Origin of the sequence: Cellulophaga sp. 20_2_10 (assembly GCF_023476645.1) — a bacterium.
In the GTDB taxonomy this organism is placed as follows: domain Bacteria; phylum Bacteroidota; class Bacteroidia; order Flavobacteriales; family Flavobacteriaceae; genus Cellulophaga.
In genome coordinates this window covers 1-24,509 of the sequence record NZ_JAMCOJ010000014.1, presented here as the reverse complement: position 1 = coordinate 24,509, position 24,509 = coordinate 1, and the positions used below count along the sequence as shown (strand labels likewise).

Below are 24,509 nucleotides of genomic sequence, written 5' to 3'. Positions count from 1 at the left end.
TAAATCAAGAGATGAAGTCAGAAAACAAAGCTATTTTTTATCAATCTAAAAAAGAAAAAATTACAAGAGTATTGGTGCTTAGTATTTTTCTTCTTTTTTTCATAGGAATATCAATAGGTACCGTAACAGTGCTTTTAAGTCTTTTTAACAGTAGAACAATAGCGGATATAACATCTATTATATTCTTGATATTTATGTCCGTACTATTACTTTCTCCAGTACTAATGTCAATTTATTTACTGCTAATGATATACAATCAGTTTAAACAAGACGAGGTAATATGTGAAATTGACCCTAACAATATATACGTTTCTGAGTACGCTATCTGGATACGAAAAACAAGAACCATTCTTAAAAAAACAACAATTCCGATTGCTGATATAGAAAGTGTAAAAACCAAAAAATTCCTTTTTGAAACAATTCTAACGCTAGAGTTTACTCTAGAGAAATATAACACCCTTAAAGGGGGAATAAATTCGTCTTTAAATAGAATCTCTGTTACAGAAAAAGAGTCTTTAGTACGTAAAATTGAAGCAATACAAAGTAATAACTCAAACATATGAATTCGCTTATATTAGACAAAACATTTACCAAGGAAAACTACACCACGAACAGGTTAGCAATAGCAGAATATGATAATTGTATTTTTGAAGAGTGTATTTTTGCTGAAGCTTTTTTGTCTGATGTTAATTTTGTAGAATGTACGTTTATTGAGTGCGATTTTACCAATGCGAAAACACAGCAAACATCTTTTAACACGGTAGAATTTACAAACTGCAAGCTACTAGGCGTACTGTTTAACGGCTGTAATCCTTTTTTGCTATCCTTTACCTTTACAGATTGTAATTTGCAGCTAGCATCGTTCTATAAGCTTACAATTAAAAAAACAGTATTTAAAAATTGTAATTTAGAACAGGTAGATTTTTCTATGGCTAACGCAAGCGAATCTAGTTTTGAAACCTGTAATTTAAAGAATGCCATTTTTGATGATACAATAATAGAAAAGGCCGACTTTAGAACTGCTTACAACTACGCCATAGATCCTGAAAATAACCGCATAAAAAATGCTAAATTCTCCAAGAATGGCTTAGCAGGCTTATTAACCAAACACAAGATTAATATAAGTTAGATTTAACATAACAGTTTTATTTGTAACTTGTTAAACATAAAAACCCTTAAAAAGTTACTTATAAATTTGGAGACTACTTGTTTAGAATGCGGAAAAAAACTAGTTGGCAGAGCAGATAAAAAGTTTTGTGAAGACTATTGTAGAAATGCCTACAATAACAAAATTAATAAAGACAGTAAAAACCTAATTAGAAATATAAACAATAGGTTACGCAAAAACTATAGAGTTTTAGATAGCTTTACACTCACCGAAGGCAAAACAAAAACTACCCGAACGCGCTTAATAGACAAAGGATTTGACTTTGAGTTTATTACCAACACCTACACAACAAAAAAAGGAACTACCTACTTTTTTGTCTACGACCTTGGCTACTTACCTTTAGATAACGACTATTATATGATTGTGAAACGCGAGTAGCTCTACTCCTTTTTCTCATAGAACATATTAATTTGTTCTAAGGCTTCTTTTATAACATCGTAATGCAATTCTGCATCCATAAGTTTGTTTAGTTTTAAATCTGTAACATCAAACAAACCTGTAGAGTACACCTTTGTAATTCGGTCTTTTTCAATAATAGCGTAATTATTATTGTAGCCACTTACAAACCAATCTCTATGGCTTAAATTGTACAAATCCTGACCCATACTATAATCTCCAATAGGATTTTTTACACCCATATAATTTTTCATTAATGTAGGTACAATATCATAATGTAAAGAAGTTGTTTTGTACTCTTTTGCAGCTTTAGAAGCATCAAAAACAAACATAGGAACCTGAATTTGATATTTAGTAAAGTTACCGCCGTGAGACCAATACCCCTTTTTGTTGTCATCTAACTCTTGACCGTGATCTCCTGTAACCACAATAATAGTAGACTCTAACAAGTTTTTTTCTTCTAATGCTTTTAGTACATCGCCCACCAAATCATCTATATAATACACTGCGTTTTTATACCTATTAAAAAACATTGTATACTTTTCTGTATCATTAGAATCTAACCCTAAATAGTTTACTTCTTTAGACGATGGCTTAAATTTAATATCGTAATCTTTAGGGTAATCGTACCCATGGGCCGCATCATAAAACAGAAAATCAAAGAAAGGAGTTTCTCCATCCTTTTCATCCAAATTAGCAATCCATTCTTCAGTTATTTCCGCATCTCTTGCAGATGGTGAGTCACCGTTAGAAGACAATCTTAAATTAGGAACAGCACTAAAAACATTTTTATCAAAAGGAGGATTTTGCACATTTGCACTACCGTAAATTCCAATATCATAACCTTGCTTTAAAAACTCATCTATAAAAACAGGAGAACGCTCTAACTTGGTAAATTGTTCCCAATACAAGCCTGTAAAGCCATAAAAAAGAGAAAAAATACCACCATCTGTGCCATTAGACCCACTAAAATGCTTTTCGAACACCTGCGACTTTTTAGACAATTTGTACATATTTGGACTTACAATACTATCCATACAGTCAAAACGCCAGGAATCTAAGGTTATAAAAAGTATGTTCTTTTTAACTTCTGGAGCAACAGACTCTATTTTATGCAAAGGATAAACAATAGAATTACTTGTTGTAATATTATATAAATCCCTATTTTTTATAGCCTTTTCTGGGTCTACCACATTAATTTTTGCTAAAAAACGTTTTGCCGTTAAAGGATGAAAAAGAGGATACACACTCGCTATTTGTGTTACTGGTCTGTAATAGCTTGCATCTGCCCACATATATACTAAATGGGTACAAACAAGTGATGTAAAAAACACAATACATAAAAGCTTAACTCTTAAATTAAACTCTTTTCTAACAATTAATTTACCTAAAAACAAGAATAAAAACTGCACCCCTACTAAAGCCACGGTAGCTACTATTACGCTAAAAAAAGTGGTATCTGAAAACTCAAAAACATCCGATGCTTTTTTACCAAAAACCAATCTAAATACAAAAGGAGATAAATGGTATCTAAACTGACTAAACACTATACTATCTAACTTTAAACCTAAAATAAAAAGACTAGAAATTAGAACAAAAAAACCTTTTGTAAGCCCTTTTTTCTTTGTGATAAAAAAGAGTAATGCACTTAGTAAAAATATGGGTGTAGTTAATAATATAAAATGACTAACCGTAGATATTGCCACATATACTTTGGATGCAAAATAATCTGCAATTTCTACATACTTTATATAGCTAGCAGCTATTATAAAAACAATAATTAAGTTGAATAAAAAGGCAATAAATATTTGCTTGTAGAATTGTTTAGTAGTACTCATCAATTTGCAGGATAAAACTTTCAATTAAAGCCGCAAGCTACATATATTTTAAATAAAGTAATCGTTTTTAAACAAAAAAAAATGGCTTCTGGGGACAGAAGCCATTCATAAATTAATAGAAATCATAAGGTGTACTATTTATAATTTTGTCCGTTTAATTTTAATGCTGCCACAACCACATCTTTACGACTTAATTGTCCCACTAAAATATCATCTTTAAGTACAGGAAGCCTTCGTCTGTTGTGCTTTACAAAAATACCTGCGGCATCAAAAATACTGATGTCGGGAGAAATAAATTCCACATCTCTAGTCATAAAATTCTCAACACTTTTATCTAATATAGGCTGATTAAAATAGCGGCTTTCCGAAATTTGCTTCATACAATCCGCTTCCGAAATAATGCCTACTAAAAAACCGTTTGTATCTAATACTGGTCCGCCTGAAATATTGTGCTTGGTAAATAGCTCCATTACTTCTAAAATAGACTGCTCTGGCCTAAAGGTTACTAACTTTTTAGTCATATAGTCTGCTACTAAAATTGGTGCCTCAAATTCCTTTTTTAAGGTCTTCCGCACTCCCTGAAAGCTTTTAATTCCCATAATATTTGGTTTTAGGTTAATCTTAAATCTAGTGATTATTAATGAATTATCTAAATAAATTGCATTAAAAGCATCAAATTTGTATAATTTTAAGGTATCGAATTAGAAATACTTAATAAAATGAGCAGAATAGCAAGAATTTTAACCCTAATACTTTTACTACTAGCCACTTACTTTAGTTTTGTATCTATAATGCCTACTTATTCTGCTGATGAAACTAATGAACTCACAAATTTTTCTACAGACAGAGCATTAAAGCACGTTGCGGAAATTAGTACAGAACCACACGCAATTGGTTTTAAAGCACATGCAGATGTTAAAAATTATATTGTAGCAGAACTACAAAAATTAGGATTAGAAACTACCATACAAGAAGGTTATACTGCCGGCAATTGGGGAACTTTGTCTTACGCTAGTAATATTTTAGCTAAAATTAAGGGCAAAACAAACAACAAGGCTTTGTTATTACTCTCTCATTACGACAGCAATCCGCATTCATCATTAGGTGCTAGCGATGCCGGCAGTGGTGTAGCTACTATTTTAGAAAGTGTACGCGCATATTTACAAAAAGGTAAAACTCCAGAAAACGATATTATAATTTTACTTTCTGACGGAGAAGAGTTAGGCTTAAATGGTGCTAAATTGTTTGTAAACAAGCATCCCTGGGCTAAAAATATTGGTTTGGTTCTTAATTTTGAAGCTCGTGGCAGTGGTGGCCCAAGTTATATGCTTATAGAAACCAACCAAGGAAACAGTAGACTAATTGAAGAATTTACAGCTGCAAATCCAGAATACCCCGTTGCAAACTCTTTAGCATATAGTATCTACAAAATGCTACCAAATGACACGGATTTAACTGTTTTTAGAGAAGACGCAGATATCCAAGGTTTCAATTTTGCTTTTATAGACGATCATTTTGATTATCATACAGAAAAAGATAATTATGAGCGTTTAGATAAAAAGACTTTAGCACACCAAGGAAGCTATTTAATGCCGTTGTTACACCATTTTGCAGATGCAGACTTATCGACCTTAAAAAATAATGAAGATGCTATTTATTTTACAGTTCCGGTGTTTAAAACTGTGTCTTATCCTTTTAGTTGGATATGGCCAATGCTTGCCTTTGCCGTACTATTATTTATCATTTTAATAATCAAAGGATTCAAAAATAAAAGCCTAGATGCAAAAGAAATAGCTACAGGTTTTGCACCACTTTTAATCTCACTTTTACTAACTGGTGTTCTTGGTTATTTTAGCTGGACAGCCCTGCATACAATATACCCACAATACAAAGATATTCTGCACGGCTTTACCTATAATGGGTACACATATATTGCCACATTTACCCTATTTGCACTTGCCATTTGCTTTTATGTATACCATAAATTTAAAAAAATAGAAACTGCGAACTTAATAGTTGCACCTATTTTTATATGGCTTTTAATTTCTGGTTTGGCAGCTTGGTATTTAAAAGGAGCCAGCTATACTATTGTACCCGTGTTTGCACTTTTAGTGTCGTTTATGATTGTTAGCAACCAAAAGAAACCAAATGCTTATCTTTTATTCTTTTTAACGCTACCTGCTATAACCATATTTGCACCATTTGTAAAAATGTTTCCGGTTGGTTTAGGTTTAAAGATGTTAGTTGCTACAACCGTACTAACAACATTATTATTTGTTGCTATTTTGCCTATTTTTGGTTTTTACAAACATAAAAATAGATTAGCATTGTTGTGCTTTATACTAAGTTTAGGAGGTTTTGCTATGGCACATTTTAACTCGGGCTTCACCAAAGACAACGCAAAACCTAGCAGTTTACTTTATGTATTAGATGCTGATAATAATACCGCCAAATGGGCAACTTATGATAGTTACTTAACCAAATGGACAGCACAGTATGTAGATGACAGTAAAACAACAGCTAATAAAATTGCCAACACCACCATTAGCAGCAAATACAACTCTAATTTTAATTATGTTGCCAATGCGACCGTTAAAGATATAGCAGTTCCTAAAATTGAAAAAATACTAGACACCATAATTAAGAACAAAAGACATTTAAAAATTTGTGTTACACCACAACGTAATGTTAACCGTTTGGATATTTACAAAAACAATGTTGCTTTAGAGCAAGCAATTGTAAACGGTGTAACATTACCAGACTACTCTTTATTAAGTACTACCAGTAAATTTATGACGCACTATATAAGTAATACTAATTATACAGAAATAAATCTGGTTCTAGAACCAAACACTCCTTTAGAGCTAACGTTTTATGAAGCCTCTAATGACTTACTTACAAATGATAATTTTAGTATTCCTGCAAGACCAGAAAATGAAATACCGATGCCCTTTGTTTTAAACGATGCTATACTAATTACAAAAACAGTAAAATTTTGAAAAATAAAATAGCAGTCTTTGGCTGCGGATGGCTTGGTCTACCTTTAGCCACAACATTACAACAAAAGGGATACACCATTCATGGTAGTACAACCACTAAAGATAAATTGCCTCTACTAGAGGCACAGTCTATATTGCCTTTTTTGGTTGATTTAAATGATGCTGATTTTACAACACAATTAGATTTGTTTTTAAATGAAGCCGAAATACTTATCATCAACATTCCCCCTAGAATGAAAACAGGTGATACGACCAACTATTATGAAAAAATGAAACTTGTGCACCAACGTACGAAAGTTGCAGGTGTAGCCAATGTAATTTTTGTGAGTAGCACATCTGTATACGGGAACATAAATGGTGATGTTACAGAAAAAACAACTCCTAAGCCAGCTACAAGCGCTGCAAAACAATTACTAGATATAGAACAACTCTTTTTAGAGGACAATAGCTTAAAAGCGACTATAATTCGTTTTGGAGGTCTTATTGGCAATGGTAGACATCCTATTCATCATTTAGTAAAAAAAGATGTGGTAGCAAACGGTAATCACCCTATAAACTTAATAGACATTACAGATTGCATATCGGTTATCACCCTAATAATTGAAAAAAGCTATTGGAATGAAATTTTTAATGCGGTATACCCTACTTACCCTACAAAAGAACAATACTACACCCAAGAAGCTAAGGCTAAGAGACTTAAGCCCCCTCTGTTTACAAGCAACAAAACTGAAGTCGGAAAGAAAGTACTTTCTTACAATCTTATTTCTATTAAAAATTATGAATTTAACACATCACTATAATCGCATTTCACAACACTTTTTTAATGTTTCACAACAAAGGCTTAGACCAAGTGTTAATTACAGTCGTTGATTCACAGGTATTTGACGATTAATTGGTAATTTAGGAGTATCAATTAATCAAAAAAAGAACATGAAAAATATAGAGTTAAAAATGAAGATAGAAAACGACATATACAGTTTAATTTCTTCTACTTGTTCTCAAAGAATAAATAGTAAAGCAAACGAACTGCATAAAGCTATTGTAAAAAAACACTACAATGCTACAGATGTCAGAATTGATTATTTTAGAAAGAGATTAGTTATGGATCTTGTTATAGACGATAGTACGTATAACCCTAATACCATAAACACGTTTATACCTACTTTTAAAGCTAATTTTTACTATTTAGATCTACAAGATTTTTTAAAGTCTTGTATTGCTAAGGACGATAGAAGTATTGCATTTTACGCAAGTTTGTTACGGTCCTTAAATTTTTTGGACGAACATCATAAACTCCTCAAGAGTGCATGAGTATAAAAAACAAAAAAGACCGCAATTGCGGTCTTTTTTTATAGTGTTATTGTACGTATTAAAATGCGTAGTTTAAACCTACCATCCAAAACGATTGTAATTTGTTATCTACATCATCAAAAGAAGTTGCAGTAGCTGGTGTTTGAGCTAAAGAGTAGTTTAAAGCTTCTTGCTTGTTACTTCTTAAACCAAAGTCAAAACCTACACCAATCATTTTCCAAAGTGTGTATCCAAAAGAGTTTGTCCAAGTTACGTTAGACAAATCTGAGCTCTTGTAGCTTTGAAACATAGATAAGTTAGACTTAAAGTTAATTGCTCCTATTTTCTTAGTGTAATCTGCAACTATTTTAGCACCTAAAGAAGACTCAAAAACATCATTATTATCTGCAAATACAAAGTTGTAGTTTAATGGGTGTATTACAACAATTAAATCTTCAATTGGAGTCCAAGTAGCACCAACACCTAAATCTAGGTACCCAGGATTATTAAAGTTATTTAATATTGTAGTTCTGTATTCTGCTAAACCAGAAATTGCGAACTTCTCGTTTAATTTACGACCGTATAAAGATGTAATCGTAAATACATCTGTAGTACCTTCAAATTTATCGCTATCTGCAGGATTGTCTTTATTATCTAATTTTACCCAAGCAAGGTTTACGTTAGCAGAGTTTCTCCAGAAAAATTTCTCTTGCTTAAGGTTTGCGTAAGCATTTACTGTAAATCCTATGTTACCAGAGTTGTTGTTAGGAGATCCTTGAGCATACCAGTTATCAAAACTAGAGATCGTACCACCAATAGTACCAAAAGCACCTTTTTTCCAACCTGGCATAGCATCTAACTTAGCTTGTATAGCGCCTATTCTTGCTTGTATAGCTGCTACAGAATCTTTCTTAGCTCCTTGTTCTGTTTTTAATTCTTCCGCTGTTTGAGCAAAAGATACAGTTGCAACAAATAATAGTGCAGCTGTTAATACAATTTTCTTCATTTTATAGTATTTAATGGTTTAATGAAGCGCAAATGTAAGTATATTGTTCTTTATAATAAAAATGTATTTTTATTTTCTCTTGTATAATGGTACAGAGGAACAAGCCTCACCATACATTATACTCTTTGCATAAGGCTGCATTTTTGCCGTTGCCCATAAGTAAGCATTTGGCGGAACAGGCCTGTTACTACACCCTTTAATTATCACAGGTTTATCTTGGTAGATAGAAAAATCCAAACCAGCTATAATTTCTTGATAAAGAGACGAATGCAACTGTTCCAAGTCTCCTTGTACTATATATTTTGCATATGGCTGAAGGTTCGCTGCAACTAGCATATACGCCCACCCAGGAACTATAGCATCTGTAGAGCAATATACAGCTACATTAGCATCTTTGTAGTGTTCCCAATTGTGCTCTGTAATGTAACTTCTAAAGTCTTTTTCTTTTAAAATAAAACCTTCAAAAAGCCAATCTTTTATATCTAAAAGCTCTTTTTTTCCCTTCGGATAGTAATCTTCAAGGTCAAAAGTAACCAGTTTAGAACCTGCTACTCTATTTATTATTTCTTCAGATTGAGCCATAACTTACGTTTTAAATACAAATGAAACCGTCTTCTACTTATAGAAGTCCAAGCTCTAACTTAGCTTCTTCACTCATTAATTCCTGTGTCCAAGGTGGATCAAAAGTAATTTCTACCTCTGCACCTTTTACCAAATCTAAAGACTTTACTTTCTCTTCTATCTCTACAGGTAAAGATTCTGCAACTGGGCAGTTTGGAGACGTTAACGTCATTAATATTTTAACATCGTTATCTTCATTTACAAAAACATCGTAAATTAATCCTAACTCATATATATCTACAGGAATCTCTGGATCGTAAATAGTTTTTAAAACTTTTACTATTTCTTCCCCTAAATCGTGTGTATCTAATGCTTCACTCATAACTTTTATAGCTATTACTTGTTGTTATTAGCCTAGGCTAAAACTATTTCTTTGTCTTATTTTATTTGTGTTTGGTATGCTATGGCGTACATTTTTATCTGCTTTATCATACTTACCAAACCATTTGCTCTAGTAGGAGACAAATGTTCTTTTAACCCAATTTCATCAATAAAATTGGTATCTGCGTCTAAAATATCTTTTGGATGCTGACCACTATAAACTCGAATTAAAATAGCTATAATCCCTTTTGTAATAATAGCATCACTATCTGCTGTAAAAGAAAGTATATCACCTTCTAAATCTGCGTGTACCCAAACTTTACTTTGGCACCCTTTTATTATATTATCATCAGTTTTATACTGCTCATCTATTAAAGGTAACGACTTTCCCAGATCTATCATGTACTCATAGCGCTGCATCCAATCATCAAACATAGAAAACTCATCTACTATTTCTTCCTGTATTTCTTTAATTGTCATAGTTACTTTTTAATCTTCACAAAACCTGAAGAATTTATTTAAAACAAAAATACGATAACAAAAGTGCTTATCAAATTAGCGTGTAGTAATTAACTATTTATTGTAGCATTGCTACAGCTCTTTTTACACCTGCAACTAGGACATCTACCTCTTCCATGGTGTTGTAAAAACTAAAGCTAGCCCTTACTGTTCCCGGAATACCGTAAAAATCCATAATAGGTTGTGCACAATGGTGACCTGTACGTACTGCAATACCCAGTTTATCTAAAATAGAACCAATATCGTATGGGTGAATACTACCTACATTAAAAGATATAACCGATGTTTTATTTGCCGCTGTACCGTAAATTTTAAGTCCGTCTACAGTTAATAATTGCGCCGTTGCATACTCTAACAGCTCGTGCTCATAAGCAGCAATAGCATCAAAACCAATAGCGTTCATGTAATCTAGGGCGGCACCAAAAGCAATACCACCACAAATGTTAGGTGTACCAGCTTCAAATTTATGCGGTAAATCTGCATAGGTTGTTTTTTCAAAAGTAACCTCTGCAATCATCTCTCCACCACCTTGGTAAGGCGGTAGTTTATTTAACCACTCTTCTTTACCATACAACATACCAGCACCAGTTGGGCCACACATTTTATGGGCAGAAACTACGTAAAAATCTACATCTAGTTCCTGTACATCTGCTTTAATGTGTGGTGCAGCCTGTGCGCCATCTATTAAAACTGCTGCACCCACTTTGTGTGCAGCGTTTATAATTTCTTTTATTGGATTAACCGTACCTAAAGCATTAGAAACGTGATTACAAAAAACAAGTTTTGTTTTGTTTGATAGTAACTCGTAATACGCATCCATCTCCAACTCTCCATTAAGGTTCATTGGTATTACTTTTAAAACAGCACCAGTACGCTCACACAACATTTGCCAAGGCACAATATTAGAGTGGTGTTCTAATGCAGAAACAATAACCTCATCTCCCTTTTTTAAGAGCGATGAAAAACCGTTTGCAACAAGGTTAATACCGTGTGTAGTACCCGCAGTAAAAATTACCTCATGCGCAAATTTAGCATTAAAATGATGCTGAATTGTTGCTCTTGCCTGCTCGTACTTATCTGTAGCTTCTTGAGAAAGTGTGTGTACACCTCTGTGAATATTTGCATTGTAACCACTGTAATAATCTACAATAGCATCTAACACTTGTTTTGGTGTTTGTGATGTTGCTGCATTATCTAAATACACTAAAGGCTGCCCATTTACAGTTCTACTTAAAATAGGAAAGTCTTTGCGTATTGCTTGAATATCTAGGGTTGTTTTCTGCATAATTTTTTAAGCTAACAGATTGGATTTTTACAAATCGAATCCTAAATTAACACCTAACTTATTAGCTATTAATTTATTAATTCTAACTTTTAATTCTGGTATACTTACACTCTCTAATACGTTGTTTGCAAATGCATACATAAGTAGTGCTCTTGCTTCTTTTTTAGGTATACCTCTAGATTGTAAGTAAAATAAAGCTTCTTCATCTAACTGACCAATAGTACAACCGTGAGAACATTTTACATCATCTGCAAAAATCTCTAATTGTGGTTTTGTATTAATCGTAGCTTTATCGCTTATTAATATGTTGTTGTTTTTCTGAAAAGCGTTTGTTTTCTGAGCAATTTTATCAACTATAATTTTACCGTTAAATACTCCTGTAGAACTGTCTGCGTAAATACCTTTGTAATCTTGGTGACTTTCGCAATTTGGTTCTATATGGTGCACTAATGTATGGTGATCTACGTGTTGTTTATCGCCAATAATGGTAATACCCTTCATTGTAGAGTCTATACGTTCACCATTTTGGTAAAAGTTAAGATTGTTACGCAATAACTTACCACCAAAAGAGAATGTATGCACTTTTACGTGACTACCATCTTTTTGATCAACGTATGTATTATCTACTAGAGAAGCAGAATCAACATCATTTTGAACCTTATAGTAATCTACAATTGCATTTTTAGCCGCAAAGATTTCAGTAACACAGTTTGTTAAAACTGCATTGCTCGTTAAACTCTGGTGACGCTCTATAATTTGCATCTCAGAATTTTCTTCAGCTATAATTAAGTTACGCGGTTGCAACATTAAAGCAACATCATTACCAGTAGAAAAATGTATAATCTCTATTGGCTTTTTAGGTACTTTATTCTTAGGTATATATATGTATGCCCCTTCTCTACTAAATGCAGTATTTAAGGTTGTTAAAGATTCGTCTTTAGAAGCTACTTTATTAAAGTAAACATCTATAACCGCCTTGTACATAGGTTTTGTTAATGCAGAACTCATTAAACAAATATCTACACCATCATGGGTAGTTTCAGACAAGTTAGAACTAAACACTCCGTCTATAAATACTATTTTATAAGTATCTATTTGGTGAATAAAGTATTTTTTAACGTCTTTATATTCTAAAGAACTTTCCTTTTTAGGAAAGATACTAAAGTCAATTTTTTGTAAGCTGTTTAATGATGTGTATTTCCAAGCTTCCTCTTTTCTAGAAGGAAAACCTTTAGTCTCAAAATTCTTTATAGCTTCTGTACGTACATCATGCACTGGGTTGTGCACATCTACGTTATTTTCGAAAGCCAAAAATGAAGAAACTAATTTATCTTTTAAATCCATATTCTTTAGTATTGAGTAGTAAGTATTAAACAAAGAGGCACGTTATAGCACCAATCAAATTTTAATCTTAGTACTTTTTAAACTGCCGCTTCTTGCTTAATCCAATCGTATCCTTTTTCTTCTAACTCCATAGCAAGTTCTTTAGTTCCCGATTTTACTATTTTACCGTTATATAAAACGTGTACAAAATCTGGTACTATATACTCTAACAAACGTTGGTAATGCGTAATAACAACAACAGCATTGTCTTTGCTCTTAAGTTTATTAACACCGTTAGCTACAATACGTAAAGCATCAATATCTAAACCAGAATCTGTTTCATCTAAAATAGCTAGTTTAGGCTCTAACATTGCCATTTGAAAAATTTCGTTACGTTTTTTCTCTCCTCCAGAAAAACCTTCGTTTAAAGAACGAGATAAGAATTTACGATCTATTTCTAACAACTCAGACTTATCACGAATAAGCTTTAGCATATCCTTAGCTGGCATATCTTCTAAACCTTTAGCTTTACGAGACTCGTTAATAGCCGTTTTCATAAAGTTAGTTACAGAAACACCTGGAATTTCTACTGGGTATTGAAATGATAAGAATACACCGTTGTGTGCTCTTTCTTCTGGAGAAAGGTCTTCAATGTTTTCACCATTTAAAAAGATATCACCTGCAGTTACCTCGTAAGTTTCATTACCAGCTATAACAGAAGCTAAGGTACTTTTACCAGAACCGTTTGGCCCCATAATAGCATGTACCTCACCAGCATTAACCTCTAAGTTAATTCCTCTTAATATTTCTTTGCCTTCAACATTGGCGTGTAAATCTTTAATTTTAAGCATTTTATCGCTACTTTAATGTTCTTTATTATTCTTTTGTTTTTTTAGGGCGATTTTTTCATCAATCTAAAAACACCCAACGTTTCTTTATTAGAGAAACACGCTTATCCTACAGAGCCTTCTAAACTAATTTCTAGTAATTTTTGAGCTTCTACAGCAAATTCCATTGGTAACTTATTTAATACTTCTTTACTAAAACCATTTACTATTAATGCAATTGCTTTTTCTGTATCTATACCACGTTGGTTACAATAGAAAATTTGTTCTTCACCAATTTTACTTGTTGTAGCCTCATGTTCTACCATTGCCGATTTGTTTTTTACTTCTATGTACGGGAATGTATGTGCACCACACTCATTACCCATTAAAAGAGAATCGCACTGAGAAAAGTTACGCGCATTATCTGCACGGCTGCTTACTTGTACTAAACCACGGTAACTGTTTTGAGATTTACCTGCAGATATACCTTTAGAAATAATAGTACTTCTAGTGTTTTTACCAAGGTGAATCATTTTTGTACCTGTATCTGCTTGCTGGTAGTTATTTGTAACAGCAATAGAATAAAACTCTCCAATAGAATTATCTCCTTTTAAAATACAAGAAGGATATTTCCAAGTTACTGCAGAACCAGTTTCTACTTGCGTCCAAGATACTTTTGCGTTTTTCTCGCACAAAGCTCTTTTAGTTACAAAATTATAAACACCACCTTTACCTTCTTTGTTCCCAGGGAACCAATTTTGTACGGTAGAGTATTTAATTTCTGCATCATCCATTGCAATTAATTCTACAACGGCTGCGTGTAATTGGTTTTCATCTCTAGATGGTGCGGTACAACCTTCTAGGTAACTTACATAACTACCTTCATCTGCAACCAACAAAGTACGCTCGAACTGACCGGTACCTGCTTGGTTAATTCTAAAATACGTAGAAAGTTCCATTGGGCAACGTACACCTTTAGGAATGTAACAGAAAGATCCATCTGTAAAAACAGCAGAGTTTAATGCTGCGTAAAAGTTATCTGTAGTTGGTACTATAGAACCCATATACTTGCGCACCAATTCTGGATGCTCTTGTATAGCCTCTGAAATTGGCATAAAAATAATACCCTTTTCTGCTAGTGTCTTTTTAAATGTAGTAGCAACAGAAACAGAATCTACAACAATATCTACTGCAACGTTTTGCAATTTTTTTTGTTCGTCTACAGAAATACCCAATTTCTTGTACATTTCTAACAACTCTGGATCTACATCCTCTAATTTTTTATTTGGATCTGCTTTTTTAGGAGCAGAGTAATAACTTATTGCTTGAAAATCTGGTTTTTCATAATGAACATTTGCCCAATCTGGCTCTTCCATTTTTTCCCAAACACGATACGCTTCAATTCGCCAGTCTGTCATCCATTGTGGCTCATTTTTCTTTTTAGAAATAGCGATCACAATTTCCTCACTTAATCCTATCGGAAAAGTATCAGATTCTATGTCTGTATAAAAACCGTATTCGTATTCTTTGGTTTCTAGCTCTTTCTTTAACTCTTCTTCTGTATATGCCATTTTCTTCAATTTACCAACGGTATAATTTTGCTATTGCAACATACTACACTATTGTTTCATTTTTTCTATTTTCAGTTTCGTTATAATGAAAAACTTTCACCACAACCACATGTCCTTTGCGCATTTGGGTTATTAAACACAAAACCTTTTCCGTTTAATCCGCCAGAATACTCCAAAGTAGTTCCTACTAGATATAAAAAACTTTTTTTATCTACTACAATTCGCACTGCGTTATCTTCAAAAACTTTATCTGTTTCTACAATAGATTTATCAAAGTCTAACTCGTAAGACAAACCACTGCACCCACCGCTTTTTACCCCAACACGTACAAAATCTTTTTCAGCATCAAAGCCGCCTTCCGTCATTAAATCAATGACTCTCTTCTTTGCTGTTTCTGAGACTTTTATCATACTAATTTTAGTTTAAATTAGACCTCAACTCAAATTTTATTTGGTTTAGTTCTAAACAATTTACAAATATAGTGTATAAGTAGGGTTTTACCATACTTCCTAACATTAATATAACGAATGCTATTATAAGAATTCTCTATTTGCCAAAAAAGTTAATCTATATTAAAATTCTTTTATCTCTAAAAAGCATATTTTGTATAATATCCTTATTATTTTTGCAGCATGTTAGACGATAAAAATCCAAAGAGAACATCTCTTGAAGAATTAGGCGAGTTTGGTTTAATTAAACACCTTACTAAAGACTTTACTACAAAGCAAAAATCTACGCTAAAAGGCATTGGAGACGATGCTGCTGTTTTAGATATTACGGATAAAAAAATAGTGGTTTCTACAGATTTACTGATAGAAGGTGTACATTTTGATCTTAGCTACGTTCCCTTAAAACACTTGGGATACAAGGCTGTTATGGTAAACTTATCAGACATATATGCAATGAATGCCATTGCTACACAAATTACGGTTTCTATTGCCGTATCTAACAGGTTTCCTTTAGAAGCTTTAGAAGAATTATACAGTGGTATTGCACTTGCTGCTAAAACATACAATGTAGATTTAATTGGTGGCGACACCACATCATCTACCAAAGGAATGCTTATTAGTATTACTGCTATTGGCCAGGCAAAAGAAGAGGATTTAGTTTACAGAAATGGTGCAAAACCAAATGATTTACTAGTAGTTACTGGTGATTTAGGAGCTGCCTATATGGGATTACAGGTTTTGGAACGCGAAAAAGAGGTTTTTAAGGTAAACCCAAATAGCAATCCAGATTTATCTATGTACACGTACGTAGTAGAAAGACAATTAAAGCCAGAAGCGCGTAAAGATGTTGTGCCTTTGTTAGATGCTTTAGGTGTTAAACCAACGTCTATGATAGATATTAGCGATGGTTTATCTTCTGAAATTTTACATTTATGCGAAGAAAGCAATGTAGGCTGTAATTTATTTGAAGACAAAATTCCGTTAGACCCAACTGTTATTAGCTCTTGTGAAGAGTTTAAAATTAACAGTACAACTGTTGCTTTAGGCGGTGGCGAGGACTACGAACTTTTGTTTACTATAGACCAAAAAGAATTCCCAAAAATAAAAGGCAATCCAAACTTAACTGTTATAGGGCATATGACAGATAAGAATGAAGGTGTACACTTAATTTCTAGGAATAATACTAAAATTCCGATCACCGCGCAGGGATGGAATGGACTTTCTAAAGAAGAACAATAACAATTAAGCTGCGTGTTGCGGCGCGTGTTGGTGTTTTTTCTTGTATACTTTTTGTAAGGTATTGTTAATGTCTTCTAACTCTGGAGTTAGCTCTGACAAATTACCGGTTACGTCTGTAGTTACTTGTTTTTTACAATGAATACACTCGTACTCATTTATATGAGATGTTACTTTTTTGGTTACTGCGTAATAGTGGCCAAAAATACCGCAACATAATGCATTAAACACTGAACCTGAAGTGGCTAAAACTTTTTTCATAGCTTGTAGGTTTTAAACAATGTTTGGAGGGAACCAGGCACTGTAAATATTAATTATAAATTTGAGTAAAAACTAACTTTTATAGGTCGTCTTTTTTATTAAACGCACACTTGTAAAGATTATTGAGTACTTGTTAATTTTTTTTGTAAAAATTCATTTTTTTCGATGAAATACATAAAATTTTAGGAACAATTAGCCGTTTGTCGGTTATTTAGAATACCTATCTTTCCGTACTAATACAATACACACCCCATGAATAATACCAAAGAAACTCTAGTATCTGCCTTTGCATTGTTTTCGCTCTTTTTTGGTGCCGGAAACTTAATACTACCTCCGTTTATCGGTTTTAATGCCGGCGATTGGTGGTGGTTAATGGCCATAGGCTTTTGTTTATCTGCTATTGTAATTCCAATTTTAGGCATATTTGCCCATGCAAAATTACAGGGTACTATTTTTGATTTTGGTAAAAAAGTATCTAACACCTTTAGCTTGGTTTTTTCGCTATTAATTTATCTAATAGCAGTTATATTACCATCTCCTAGAACAGCATCTGTAACCCACGAAATTGGTATTGCTCCTTTTTTTGATGTTCTACCGATCTACACTAGTATTGTATATTTTAGTTTGGTTTTAGTGTTTGTTTTAAACAGGTCTAAAATTTTAAATATTTTAGGTAAGTATTTAACACCAGCCATACTTTTAATATTACTTACTATTATTGGCATTTGTGTATTTACTTTTGATTTTACCTTTGAACCATCAACCATAAGCAACCCATTTACAGACGGTATTTTAGAAGGTTACCAAACTTTTGATGCATTAGCAGCTATTGTTGTTGGTGGCGTTTTAATTATCTCTATCAATCTAAAAAATAAAGACATCTCTTATACAGACCGCAGAGCACTAATTAGAAACGCGGGTATTTTTGCTGGCCTAGGTTTACTTTTAGTTTATGGCGGATTAATTTTAACAGGTGCATTAATGCATACTAGTTTTGATGCAGACATAAACCGCACAGATTTATTAAGCGGTATTAGCAGGACCCTATTAGGCAATGCCGGAAGTAAAATTTTAAGCATCTTAGTTAGCCTTGCCTGCCTTACTACTGCTATTGGTGTTATTACAGGTACTGCAGATTTTATAAAAAGCAGGTTTAACAACTCTAACAAGGCATATACAATTACTGCAATTGTATGTTGTGTACTAGGTGTATTAATGGGTCAGTTTAACGTAGATTACATTATTGCGGTTGCCATACCTGCTTTAATGTTTATTTACCCAATTACCATTATTTTAATACTACTTAATGTTTTGCCAGACAAATACACAACTCCAAAAGTTTTTAGAGCGGTTGTTTATACCACCATTTTGTTTAGTGTACCAGATTTTTTAAATAGTATTGGTGTTACAAGCGTAGCTAATTTTACTGCAGAATACCTACCGCTAAGTCAATTTAGTCTAGCTTGGGTTTTGCCTGCAGCTATCGCTTTAATTATTGGAAATTTAGCACACAAAAAAACCACAACGGTATAATTTTTGACTATTATTATATATTGATAGACATCTGGTTGCCATACCATTTGTTTTTTTAATAATTTTACAAACGTATGAACACTATTTGCACCTATTTTTTTAAGAGCGCTACCCTACTCACTTTTTTAGTGGTAAGTTTTGGCTACACCCAAGAAATAGAAAATAGCGCAGATGTTTTTTTAGAGGAATACTCAGATGATTTTCAGGAAGCATTTTTTGAAGGCTTAAAACAAAAAGGCATAGAAAATTATGACCGTGCTGTAAACAGCTTTTTGGCTTGTCAGCAATTAGAACCAAAAAACGCAGCCGTAGCTAACGAACTAGCCAAAGCGTATATACAAGACAAGCAATACAGTTTAGCACAAGAACAGGCAGAACTAGCTCTTAAGGAGCGTCCGGACAATATGTGGTATTTAGAGAGTCTGTACATATCTTTAAAAAAACAATATAAAAACGTGAATCATTTAAAAGAGCTTGTGCCCTATGAAAATGAAAAATTAAAAGAAAACTTAGCACATATATTATATCTGGAACGCAATTACAATGAGGCTAAAAATATACTCACAGAACTAAAAAAAAGTCAGTTTAAAACCGATTTAAGCACAAAAGTACAGGCTGCACTAGACCAAACAGGTGCCAGTAGCCATAGTTATACTTTCTCTACCAAGACCACAGGTGCTACTGGAACAAAAAAAACTACAACAGGCACGCAAACCGTAACTAATACTGGTAGCTCTGCTTTTAATTATAAGAGCGGGTTAGCATTTATATTAAAACAAAAGAACTATGTGTTTTTAGAAACTAGAGCAAAAGAAGCCTTAGAAATTTATCCTTCTCAGCCTTATTTTTACTATGCTTTGGGAGCTGCTTATAATGGCAGAAAAAAGCATAGAGAGGCACTAGAAACGTTAAAGACAGGTTTAGATTATGTGTTAGATGACATACGCCTTGCCGATGATTTTTATAGAGAAATTGCAGCAGCATATACCGCAATGGGCAATCCTGCAAAAGCCAATATGTACTTGATTAAAGTAAAATTTAAAAAATAAAAAATGATAAAAAATCTTCAAATAGCACCAAAACTAGTACTAGCACTTATTATTGCGGTGTTTTTTGTATCATGCAAGTCTAAAAAAGTTATTGCGGATGGCACATCAACCCTAAAAAAACTAAACACCAAAACTTTAGTTAAAAACCATTATGCAAATACGTTAGATTTTAAAACGCTGCGCGGAAGACTAAAAATAGATTATACAGACGGTAAAGATGAACAAGGCTACACGGTTAGTTTTAGAATGGAAAAAGACAAAGCCATTTGGATTAGCGCAACACTTGGTGTAGTAAAAGCATACATTACACCAACAAGAGTTAGTTTTTATAACCGATTGCAAAACGAGTATTTTGATGGTGATTTTACGTACTTAAGTAATTTACTAGGCACAGAGTTAGATTATGACAAAGTGCAAAATTTACTTTTAGGGCAAGCATTGTTTGATTTACGAAAAGAAAAATACAATACCGTAGAACTAAACAACCAATACCAATTAGCACCTAAAAAAGCGAATCAACTTTTTAAAACACTTTTACAAATAGAGCCTACTAACTATAAAGTGGCAGGTATGCAATTAACACAGCCAGAAAAAAATAGAGTTTTAGATGTACAGTACAAAAACTACCAAATAGTAGACAAAAAACTGGTGCCCAATGTTATAGATATCTATGTAAAAGATAAAGACAAAACAGACATTATTGCGCTTACATTTAAAAACATAGAGTTAAACAAAAAGTTTAATTTTCCGTATAAAATACCAGCTGGTTTTAAACAAATAGTTCTAGAATAATTAAATATACAAAATGCGTTACCTTAAGTTAGCTACATTACTTTTAGTATTACTATCTGGATCTTTTTTGTTTGCACAGACCAACGAACAAAAGGCTTTAGAGAAAAAGCGTGCGCAATTGCAAAGTGACATTAGGGCTATAAACAGGCTGTTATTTGCAGAAACAAAAGAAAAAGGTACAGTGTTAGACCAAATGGAAAGTTTGGAGCAAAAGATTAACGCCCAACAGCAATTAATTAGAATTACCAATCAGCAATCTAACCTATTAAATCGTCAAATAAACGCTAATGTGCGTAATATTGGTACGCTTAAAAAAGATTTACTAGCCTTAAAGGATGATTATGCGCAGATGATACAAAAATCGTATCAAAACAAATCGCAACAAAGTAGACTTATGTTTTTACTATCATCAGAAAATTTTTTACAAGCCTACAAGCGACTTCAATATATAAAACAATATACGCAATACCGCCAAGAACAAGGCGTGTCTATTGTTGCCAAAACAGATACCCTAAAACTTAAAAACCAAGCGTTAATAGACCAACGTAAGTTAAAGGAGCAGTTGTTAAAAGAAAACGTAGTAACCAGAAAAGAATTAGAAAAGGAAAAGAACGCCAAAGATGCTCTTTTAAGCACTATTAAGAAGAACGAAAGTAAATACACCGCTACTATTAATAAGAAGAAATCTGAGGCTCGCAGAATAGACCAGCAGATAGAAAAACTAATACGCTCTGCCATTGTTGCTACAAACAAAAAAACTACAGGGAAAACGGCTGCTAACACTAGCAGTACTAAATTTGTGTTAACTCCAGAAGCTAAAGTAGTAGCTAATAACTTTACCGCTAATAAAGGCAAACTTATATGGCCCGTTGCAAAAGGGTTTAAAAGCAAAGGTTTTGGCGTGTATAAAGATGCTGTTTACCCTGGTATAAAACACCAAAATAACGGTGTAATTATTGCTGCAGATAAAGGTACTAAAGCCCGTTCTATTTTTGAGGGCGATGTTATAGCCGTACTAGCTGTGCCAGGTGGTAATAAAGGCGTGCAAATTAAGCACGGTAACTACATAACTACCTATTACAACCTATCTAACACGTATGTAGAAAAAGGAGATAAGGTTACTGCAAAGCAAGAAATAGGAGAAATAGCTACAAACAAATTTAATGGTCAAACGCTATTAAAATTTTATCTTTACAAAGATGTTACTAAGCTAAATCCTGAGGAGTGGATTTACCAATTGTAATTTATGGTAGCTAAAAACTGATCTATTTTTATAGACTCTTAAATAAATACCGCTTCCATTTATATACTTATTTTGTAATTTTAATACTCCAAGGACTGTACGTTAAGTTATTCATATATTCTTGTTGGTGAACAATTAGCATTTTATCTACTCCATTTTCTTTTATAGGCAAATACCCAAACTCATAACAAAAAAAATAGGCTCCTGTTTTAAAAGGATACATATGCGTAAACAAATCTATGCGGTAACCTAGCGTTATTAAAACCTCCTTTTTAACTGTGCTCTTTCCGCTTGGGCAAAAATGGGCCAATAGACTTCTGTTTTTTCTTAACGCACTATTTATTTTCTGTATACTTATTTCATGTAGTGGTCTGTTTGTATTGTGATAGGTGCTTCTGCATTCTGTATCACAGAATTTCTTATCGGACCTACCCACAAGCTCTTTACTACAGGATAAACAAAATTTCATTTTCATAATTCGCATTATTAGACGTTTATATACGTATGTAAACGCTTAAATATAAGCTTTTTAACTACATTTTATTCATTTTTACATAATGAAACCAAAAATAATAACTACACAAGTACTTAATACTAAAGAAATTAAACCAGATTATGCACTGGCTATGTCATTAATGCATCAAAAACTAGTGTTAAAAAACTACAGCAAAAACACCACTAAGACCTATATACATATGTTTAAGCAGTTTTTAACATATCTGTATCCCATGCCGTTACACCAGGTTTCTACTGCTCATATTATGTATTACCACCAAGAGCTTGTAACAAAACGGAATGTGTCTGCCTCTTACCAAAATCAAAGTATAAATGCTATAAAGTTTTATATTGAAAAGGTTTTAAACTTACCTAAAGTACAGTATGATTTTTGTAGACCCAGAAAAGCCAAAACACTACCTAAGGTGTTGTCTTTACAAGAAGTAGCAGACATTATAACCGCAACAAACAACATAAAACACAAAACTATTTTTAAGGTAATATACGGTTGTGGATTAAGAATATCTGAATGTATAAACCTTAAGGTAGAAGACATAGACTCTAACAATATGCGGGTTTGGGTAAGAAACGCAAAAGGCAACAAAGACAGAATTACGTTATTATCACCTACAATGTTAGCGCAATTGCGTTCCTACTATATAGTATACAAGCCTAAGGAGTGGTTGTTTGAAGGTGCAGATGGCAAACAGTACAGTGCATCTAGCATACGACAGGTTTTTAACAGATCTAAAAAGAAAGCTAAGGTACATATGCCAGCCACAGTGCACACATTAAGGCATTCTTTTGCTACACATTTGTTAGACGCCGGCACTAATTTAAGATACATACAAAAACTATTGGGCCACAACAGCTCTAAAACTACAGAAATTTACACTCACGTAAGTACTACTAATCTTATAAATATTATAAGTCCTTTAGAAATGTTACCTAAATAATATTATATTTGAATAGTAAATAAACGCAATAAACTGCGTTTACTAACTAGTTAGCAGCAATTAAATCAAACTTATCAGAATGCATTCGTTATCAAGATATATTAAAACCAATAATGGATTAGAAATCGATATAATATCCCCCTTGAAACCAAAGGAATATGAAGTGTTGTTCGCAAATGAAATTTTGATTTCAAAACTTGTTGATATAGCTAATTTATATTCAGTAACGGAATTAAATTCTTTCATACTTTTTAATAGTAAACAGGAACTGACATCAAGTTTGATGGCAGATAGAGTTCTGATAATGAAAGAACCCGATTCTGAAAAATTAAAAATCAACACATATTTATTAAACTATCTTTTTTCATTCAGAACCTATATTGACCATTTAGAAACCTTATTGAAGAGGGAATTCAAAACTAAACCGGAGATACTAGAAGAGTTTAAAAATTTAACTGGTACTTTATATGACGACAGTTTTGAATACCGATTTATTTATAAGCTTAGAAATTATGCACAACATTGCGGTTTACCAATCGACATCTTTGAAATAAAATCTTCAATAATCGAAGATGTTTATAGTGTAGAAATTGAAATCAAATTTAATGTTTCTCTTTTACTGTCAAAGTTTGAATGGGGTAACCCTCTGAAGTCAAATCTTGAATCTTTAGATGGAAACATAGACGTTATGGATACGGTCATATCATTCCATAATCTCGTCCAAAGTATTCAAAATTGGTTTGTAAAAATTATCTCTGAATATTTGAATCCGATTCAAGATTTATTAAATCAAAAAACAAATGAAAAAAATACAAATCCCCTAGGATTGTGTATTACATATAAAAATGAGGACGGGGAACTATGCGTTGTGGATAGTGTTTTCAGATACTTAAATCAAATTAAAAACAGCTGCTAACAATGGCTATAATTAATACGGACTTAGGTCTTTACGCAAAGGTCAGTGTATATTTATAATGTTGCAAAATCTTATGGATTTTGCATTTGAACAAAAAAAGAAAAACACAAAACCATAAGGTTTTGCTTTGTGCTTAGCTGGAAATTCGATGGATTTCCGCCCCGCACTAATCATAGCCGAACCGTTAGTTTTAATTAAAAACATAGTTACATAAAACAATATTCAATGAAATATATAAAAACATTACTTCTTACATTTTCTTTATTTATCCTTTTTGGTAACAAAGAAAAAAATAATTTCATACCAGAACTTTCCATAGAAGAAATAAGCTATGGTTTTGAGTCTAAACTTGGCTTTAAGCTAACAAAGACTGAACCTAACGAATGGAATTGGGTACAAACAGGAGGAGGAGGAG

General features: G+C 32.8%; 27 protein-coding genes. 14 read left to right on the top strand and 13 right to left on the bottom strand.

Going from position 1 to position 24,509, the window contains the following annotated elements:
* Positions 1–11 precede the first annotated feature (11 nt).
* The 3 genes from M4I21_RS17235 to M4I21_RS17225 all read left to right on the top strand — a co-directional run bounded on the left by M4I21_RS17235 (position 12) and on the right by M4I21_RS17225 (position 1,546).
* Positions 12–563, top strand: coding sequence for a hypothetical protein (locus tag M4I21_RS17235; protein WP_249560474.1), 552 nt, complete (start codon positions 12–14; stop codon positions 561–563).
* Entirely contained in the window at positions 560–1,129 is a 570-nt protein-coding gene (locus M4I21_RS17230; protein ID WP_249560473.1) for a pentapeptide repeat-containing protein, read from the top strand. The genes M4I21_RS17235 and M4I21_RS17230 overlap by 4 nt, the downstream gene beginning before the upstream one ends.
* A 66-nt stretch (positions 1,130–1,195) precedes the next feature.
* A complete protein-coding gene (locus tag M4I21_RS17225; RefSeq protein ID WP_013621094.1) occupies positions 1,196–1,546 on the top strand; it encodes a hypothetical protein in 351 nt (116 codons plus the stop codon).
* Positions 1,547–1,548: 2 nt separating this feature from the next.
* On the opposite strand, the gene M4I21_RS17220 is transcribed toward M4I21_RS17225, so the two are convergent.
* Complete coding sequence (locus M4I21_RS17220) at positions 1,549–3,402, bottom strand: DUF3413 domain-containing protein (RefSeq protein ID WP_249560472.1); 1,854 nt, start codon at positions 3,400–3,402, stop codon at positions 1,549–1,551.
* Positions 3,403–3,536: 134 nt separating this feature from the next.
* Positions 3,537–4,001: a CBS domain-containing protein gene (locus tag M4I21_RS17215; RefSeq protein ID WP_249560471.1), complete on the bottom strand. Its 465-nt coding sequence runs from the start codon at positions 3,999–4,001 to the stop codon at positions 3,537–3,539.
* Between the two features lie 120 nt (positions 4,002–4,121).
* Here M4I21_RS17215 and M4I21_RS17210 point away from each other — a divergent pair, with 120 nt between their 5' ends.
* From M4I21_RS17210 to M4I21_RS17200, 3 genes are all read left to right on the top strand, one after another.
* Complete coding sequence (locus M4I21_RS17210; RefSeq protein WP_249560469.1) at positions 4,122–6,401, top strand: M28 family peptidase; 2,280 nt, start codon at positions 4,122–4,124, stop codon at positions 6,399–6,401.
* Positions 6,398–7,201: an NAD-dependent epimerase/dehydratase family protein gene (locus M4I21_RS17205; RefSeq protein WP_249560468.1), complete on the top strand. Its 804-nt coding sequence runs from the start codon at positions 6,398–6,400 to the stop codon at positions 7,199–7,201. Before M4I21_RS17210 ends, M4I21_RS17205 begins: the two co-directional genes overlap by 4 nt.
* Positions 7,202–7,331: 130 nt before the next feature.
* Positions 7,332–7,712 carry a hypothetical protein gene (locus M4I21_RS17200; protein WP_072303752.1) on the top strand — a complete coding sequence of 127 codons (381 nt, stop codon included), beginning with the start codon at positions 7,332–7,334 and terminating at the stop codon, positions 7,710–7,712.
* 58 nt (positions 7,713–7,770) lie between these two features.
* Here the strand turns inward: M4I21_RS17200 and M4I21_RS17195 are convergent, their stop codons facing one another.
* The 9 genes from M4I21_RS17195 to M4I21_RS17155 all read right to left on the bottom strand — a co-directional run bounded on the left by M4I21_RS17195 (position 7,771) and on the right by M4I21_RS17155 (position 15,574).
* Positions 7,771–8,697 (bottom strand): DUF3078 domain-containing protein, encoded by a 927-nt coding sequence (locus M4I21_RS17195; protein WP_249560466.1) that lies wholly within the window; start codon positions 8,695–8,697, stop codon positions 7,771–7,773.
* A 69-nt stretch (positions 8,698–8,766) separates the two neighbouring features.
* Complete coding sequence (locus M4I21_RS17190; RefSeq protein WP_249560465.1) at positions 8,767–9,279, bottom strand: DUF2480 family protein; 513 nt, start codon at positions 9,277–9,279, stop codon at positions 8,767–8,769.
* 37 nt (positions 9,280–9,316) lie between these two features.
* On the bottom strand, positions 9,317–9,640 hold the full coding sequence (locus M4I21_RS17185; RefSeq protein WP_249560464.1) for a DUF59 domain-containing protein: 324 nt from the start codon (positions 9,638–9,640) through the stop codon (positions 9,317–9,319).
* A gap of 56 nt (positions 9,641–9,696) precedes the next feature.
* Positions 9,697–10,119, bottom strand: a complete 423-nt coding sequence (locus tag M4I21_RS17180) for a SufE family protein (RefSeq protein WP_249560463.1) — start codon at positions 10,117–10,119, stop codon at positions 9,697–9,699.
* A 97-nt stretch (positions 10,120–10,216) separates the two neighbouring features.
* Complete coding sequence (locus tag M4I21_RS17175) at positions 10,217–11,443, bottom strand: aminotransferase class V-fold PLP-dependent enzyme (protein ID WP_249560462.1); 1,227 nt, start codon at positions 11,441–11,443, stop codon at positions 10,217–10,219.
* A gap of 27 nt (positions 11,444–11,470) precedes the next feature.
* Positions 11,471–12,787 carry a Fe-S cluster assembly protein SufD gene (sufD, locus tag M4I21_RS17170; protein ID WP_249560461.1) on the bottom strand — a complete coding sequence of 439 codons (1,317 nt, stop codon included), beginning with the start codon at positions 12,785–12,787 and terminating at the stop codon, positions 11,471–11,473.
* Positions 12,788–12,864: 77 nt separating this feature from the next.
* Positions 12,865–13,617 (bottom strand): Fe-S cluster assembly ATPase SufC, encoded by a 753-nt coding sequence (gene sufC / locus M4I21_RS17165; protein ID WP_249560460.1) that lies wholly within the window; start codon positions 13,615–13,617, stop codon positions 12,865–12,867.
* Between the two features lie 101 nt (positions 13,618–13,718).
* A complete protein-coding gene (gene sufB, locus M4I21_RS17160) occupies positions 13,719–15,164 on the bottom strand; it encodes a Fe-S cluster assembly protein SufB (RefSeq protein ID WP_249560459.1) in 1,446 nt (481 codons plus the stop codon).
* Between the two features lie 80 nt (positions 15,165–15,244).
* Positions 15,245–15,574, bottom strand: coding sequence for a HesB/IscA family protein (locus M4I21_RS17155; protein WP_072303760.1), 330 nt, complete (start codon positions 15,572–15,574; stop codon positions 15,245–15,247).
* 222 nt (positions 15,575–15,796) lie between these two features.
* Here M4I21_RS17155 and thiL point away from each other — a divergent pair, with 222 nt between their 5' ends.
* Entirely contained in the window at positions 15,797–16,852 is a 1,056-nt protein-coding gene (gene thiL, locus M4I21_RS17150) for a thiamine-phosphate kinase (protein ID WP_249560458.1), read from the top strand.
* A 3-nt stretch (positions 16,853–16,855) separates the two neighbouring features.
* On the opposite strand, the gene M4I21_RS17145 is transcribed toward thiL, so the two are convergent.
* Entirely contained in the window at positions 16,856–17,110 is a 255-nt protein-coding gene (locus M4I21_RS17145) for a DUF1660 family phage protein (RefSeq protein ID WP_249560457.1), read from the bottom strand.
* Positions 17,111–17,362: 252 nt separating this feature from the next.
* Here M4I21_RS17145 and brnQ point away from each other — a divergent pair, with 252 nt between their 5' ends.
* From brnQ to M4I21_RS17125, 4 genes are all read left to right on the top strand, one after another.
* Positions 17,363–18,643 (top strand): branched-chain amino acid transport system II carrier protein, encoded by a 1,281-nt coding sequence (gene brnQ, locus M4I21_RS17140; RefSeq protein WP_249560456.1) that lies wholly within the window; start codon positions 17,363–17,365, stop codon positions 18,641–18,643.
* A gap of 74 nt (positions 18,644–18,717) precedes the next feature.
* A complete protein-coding gene (locus tag M4I21_RS17135; RefSeq protein ID WP_249560455.1) occupies positions 18,718–19,692 on the top strand; it encodes a tetratricopeptide repeat protein in 975 nt (324 codons plus the stop codon).
* Between the two features lie 3 nt (positions 19,693–19,695).
* The gene (gene lolB1 / locus M4I21_RS17130) at positions 19,696–20,484 is read left to right on the top strand and encodes a lipoprotein insertase outer membrane protein LolB1 (RefSeq protein WP_249560454.1); all 789 of its coding nucleotides are present in this window, start codon (positions 19,696–19,698) and stop codon (positions 20,482–20,484) included.
* A gap of 13 nt (positions 20,485–20,497) precedes the next feature.
* Positions 20,498–21,727 (top strand): murein hydrolase activator EnvC family protein, encoded by a 1,230-nt coding sequence (locus M4I21_RS17125; protein WP_249560453.1) that lies wholly within the window; start codon positions 20,498–20,500, stop codon positions 21,725–21,727.
* A 67-nt stretch (positions 21,728–21,794) separates the two neighbouring features.
* On the opposite strand, the gene M4I21_RS17120 is transcribed toward M4I21_RS17125, so the two are convergent.
* Positions 21,795–22,202: a hypothetical protein gene (locus M4I21_RS17120; RefSeq protein ID WP_249560452.1), complete on the bottom strand. Its 408-nt coding sequence runs from the start codon at positions 22,200–22,202 to the stop codon at positions 21,795–21,797.
* A gap of 82 nt (positions 22,203–22,284) precedes the next feature.
* Between M4I21_RS17120 and M4I21_RS17115 the strand changes: the two genes are divergently transcribed.
* The 3 genes from M4I21_RS17115 to M4I21_RS17105 all read left to right on the top strand — a co-directional run.
* Complete coding sequence (locus M4I21_RS17115) at positions 22,285–23,178, top strand: tyrosine-type recombinase/integrase (protein WP_283771804.1); 894 nt, start codon at positions 22,285–22,287, stop codon at positions 23,176–23,178.
* Positions 23,179–23,257: 79 nt separating this feature from the next.
* Positions 23,258–24,094, top strand: a complete 837-nt coding sequence (locus M4I21_RS17110) for a hypothetical protein (RefSeq protein ID WP_249560450.1) — start codon at positions 23,258–23,260, stop codon at positions 24,092–24,094.
* A 225-nt stretch (positions 24,095–24,319) separates the two neighbouring features.
* The coding region (locus M4I21_RS17105) for a hypothetical protein (protein WP_249560449.1) at positions 24,320–24,509 on the top strand (190 nt) is incomplete at its 3' end.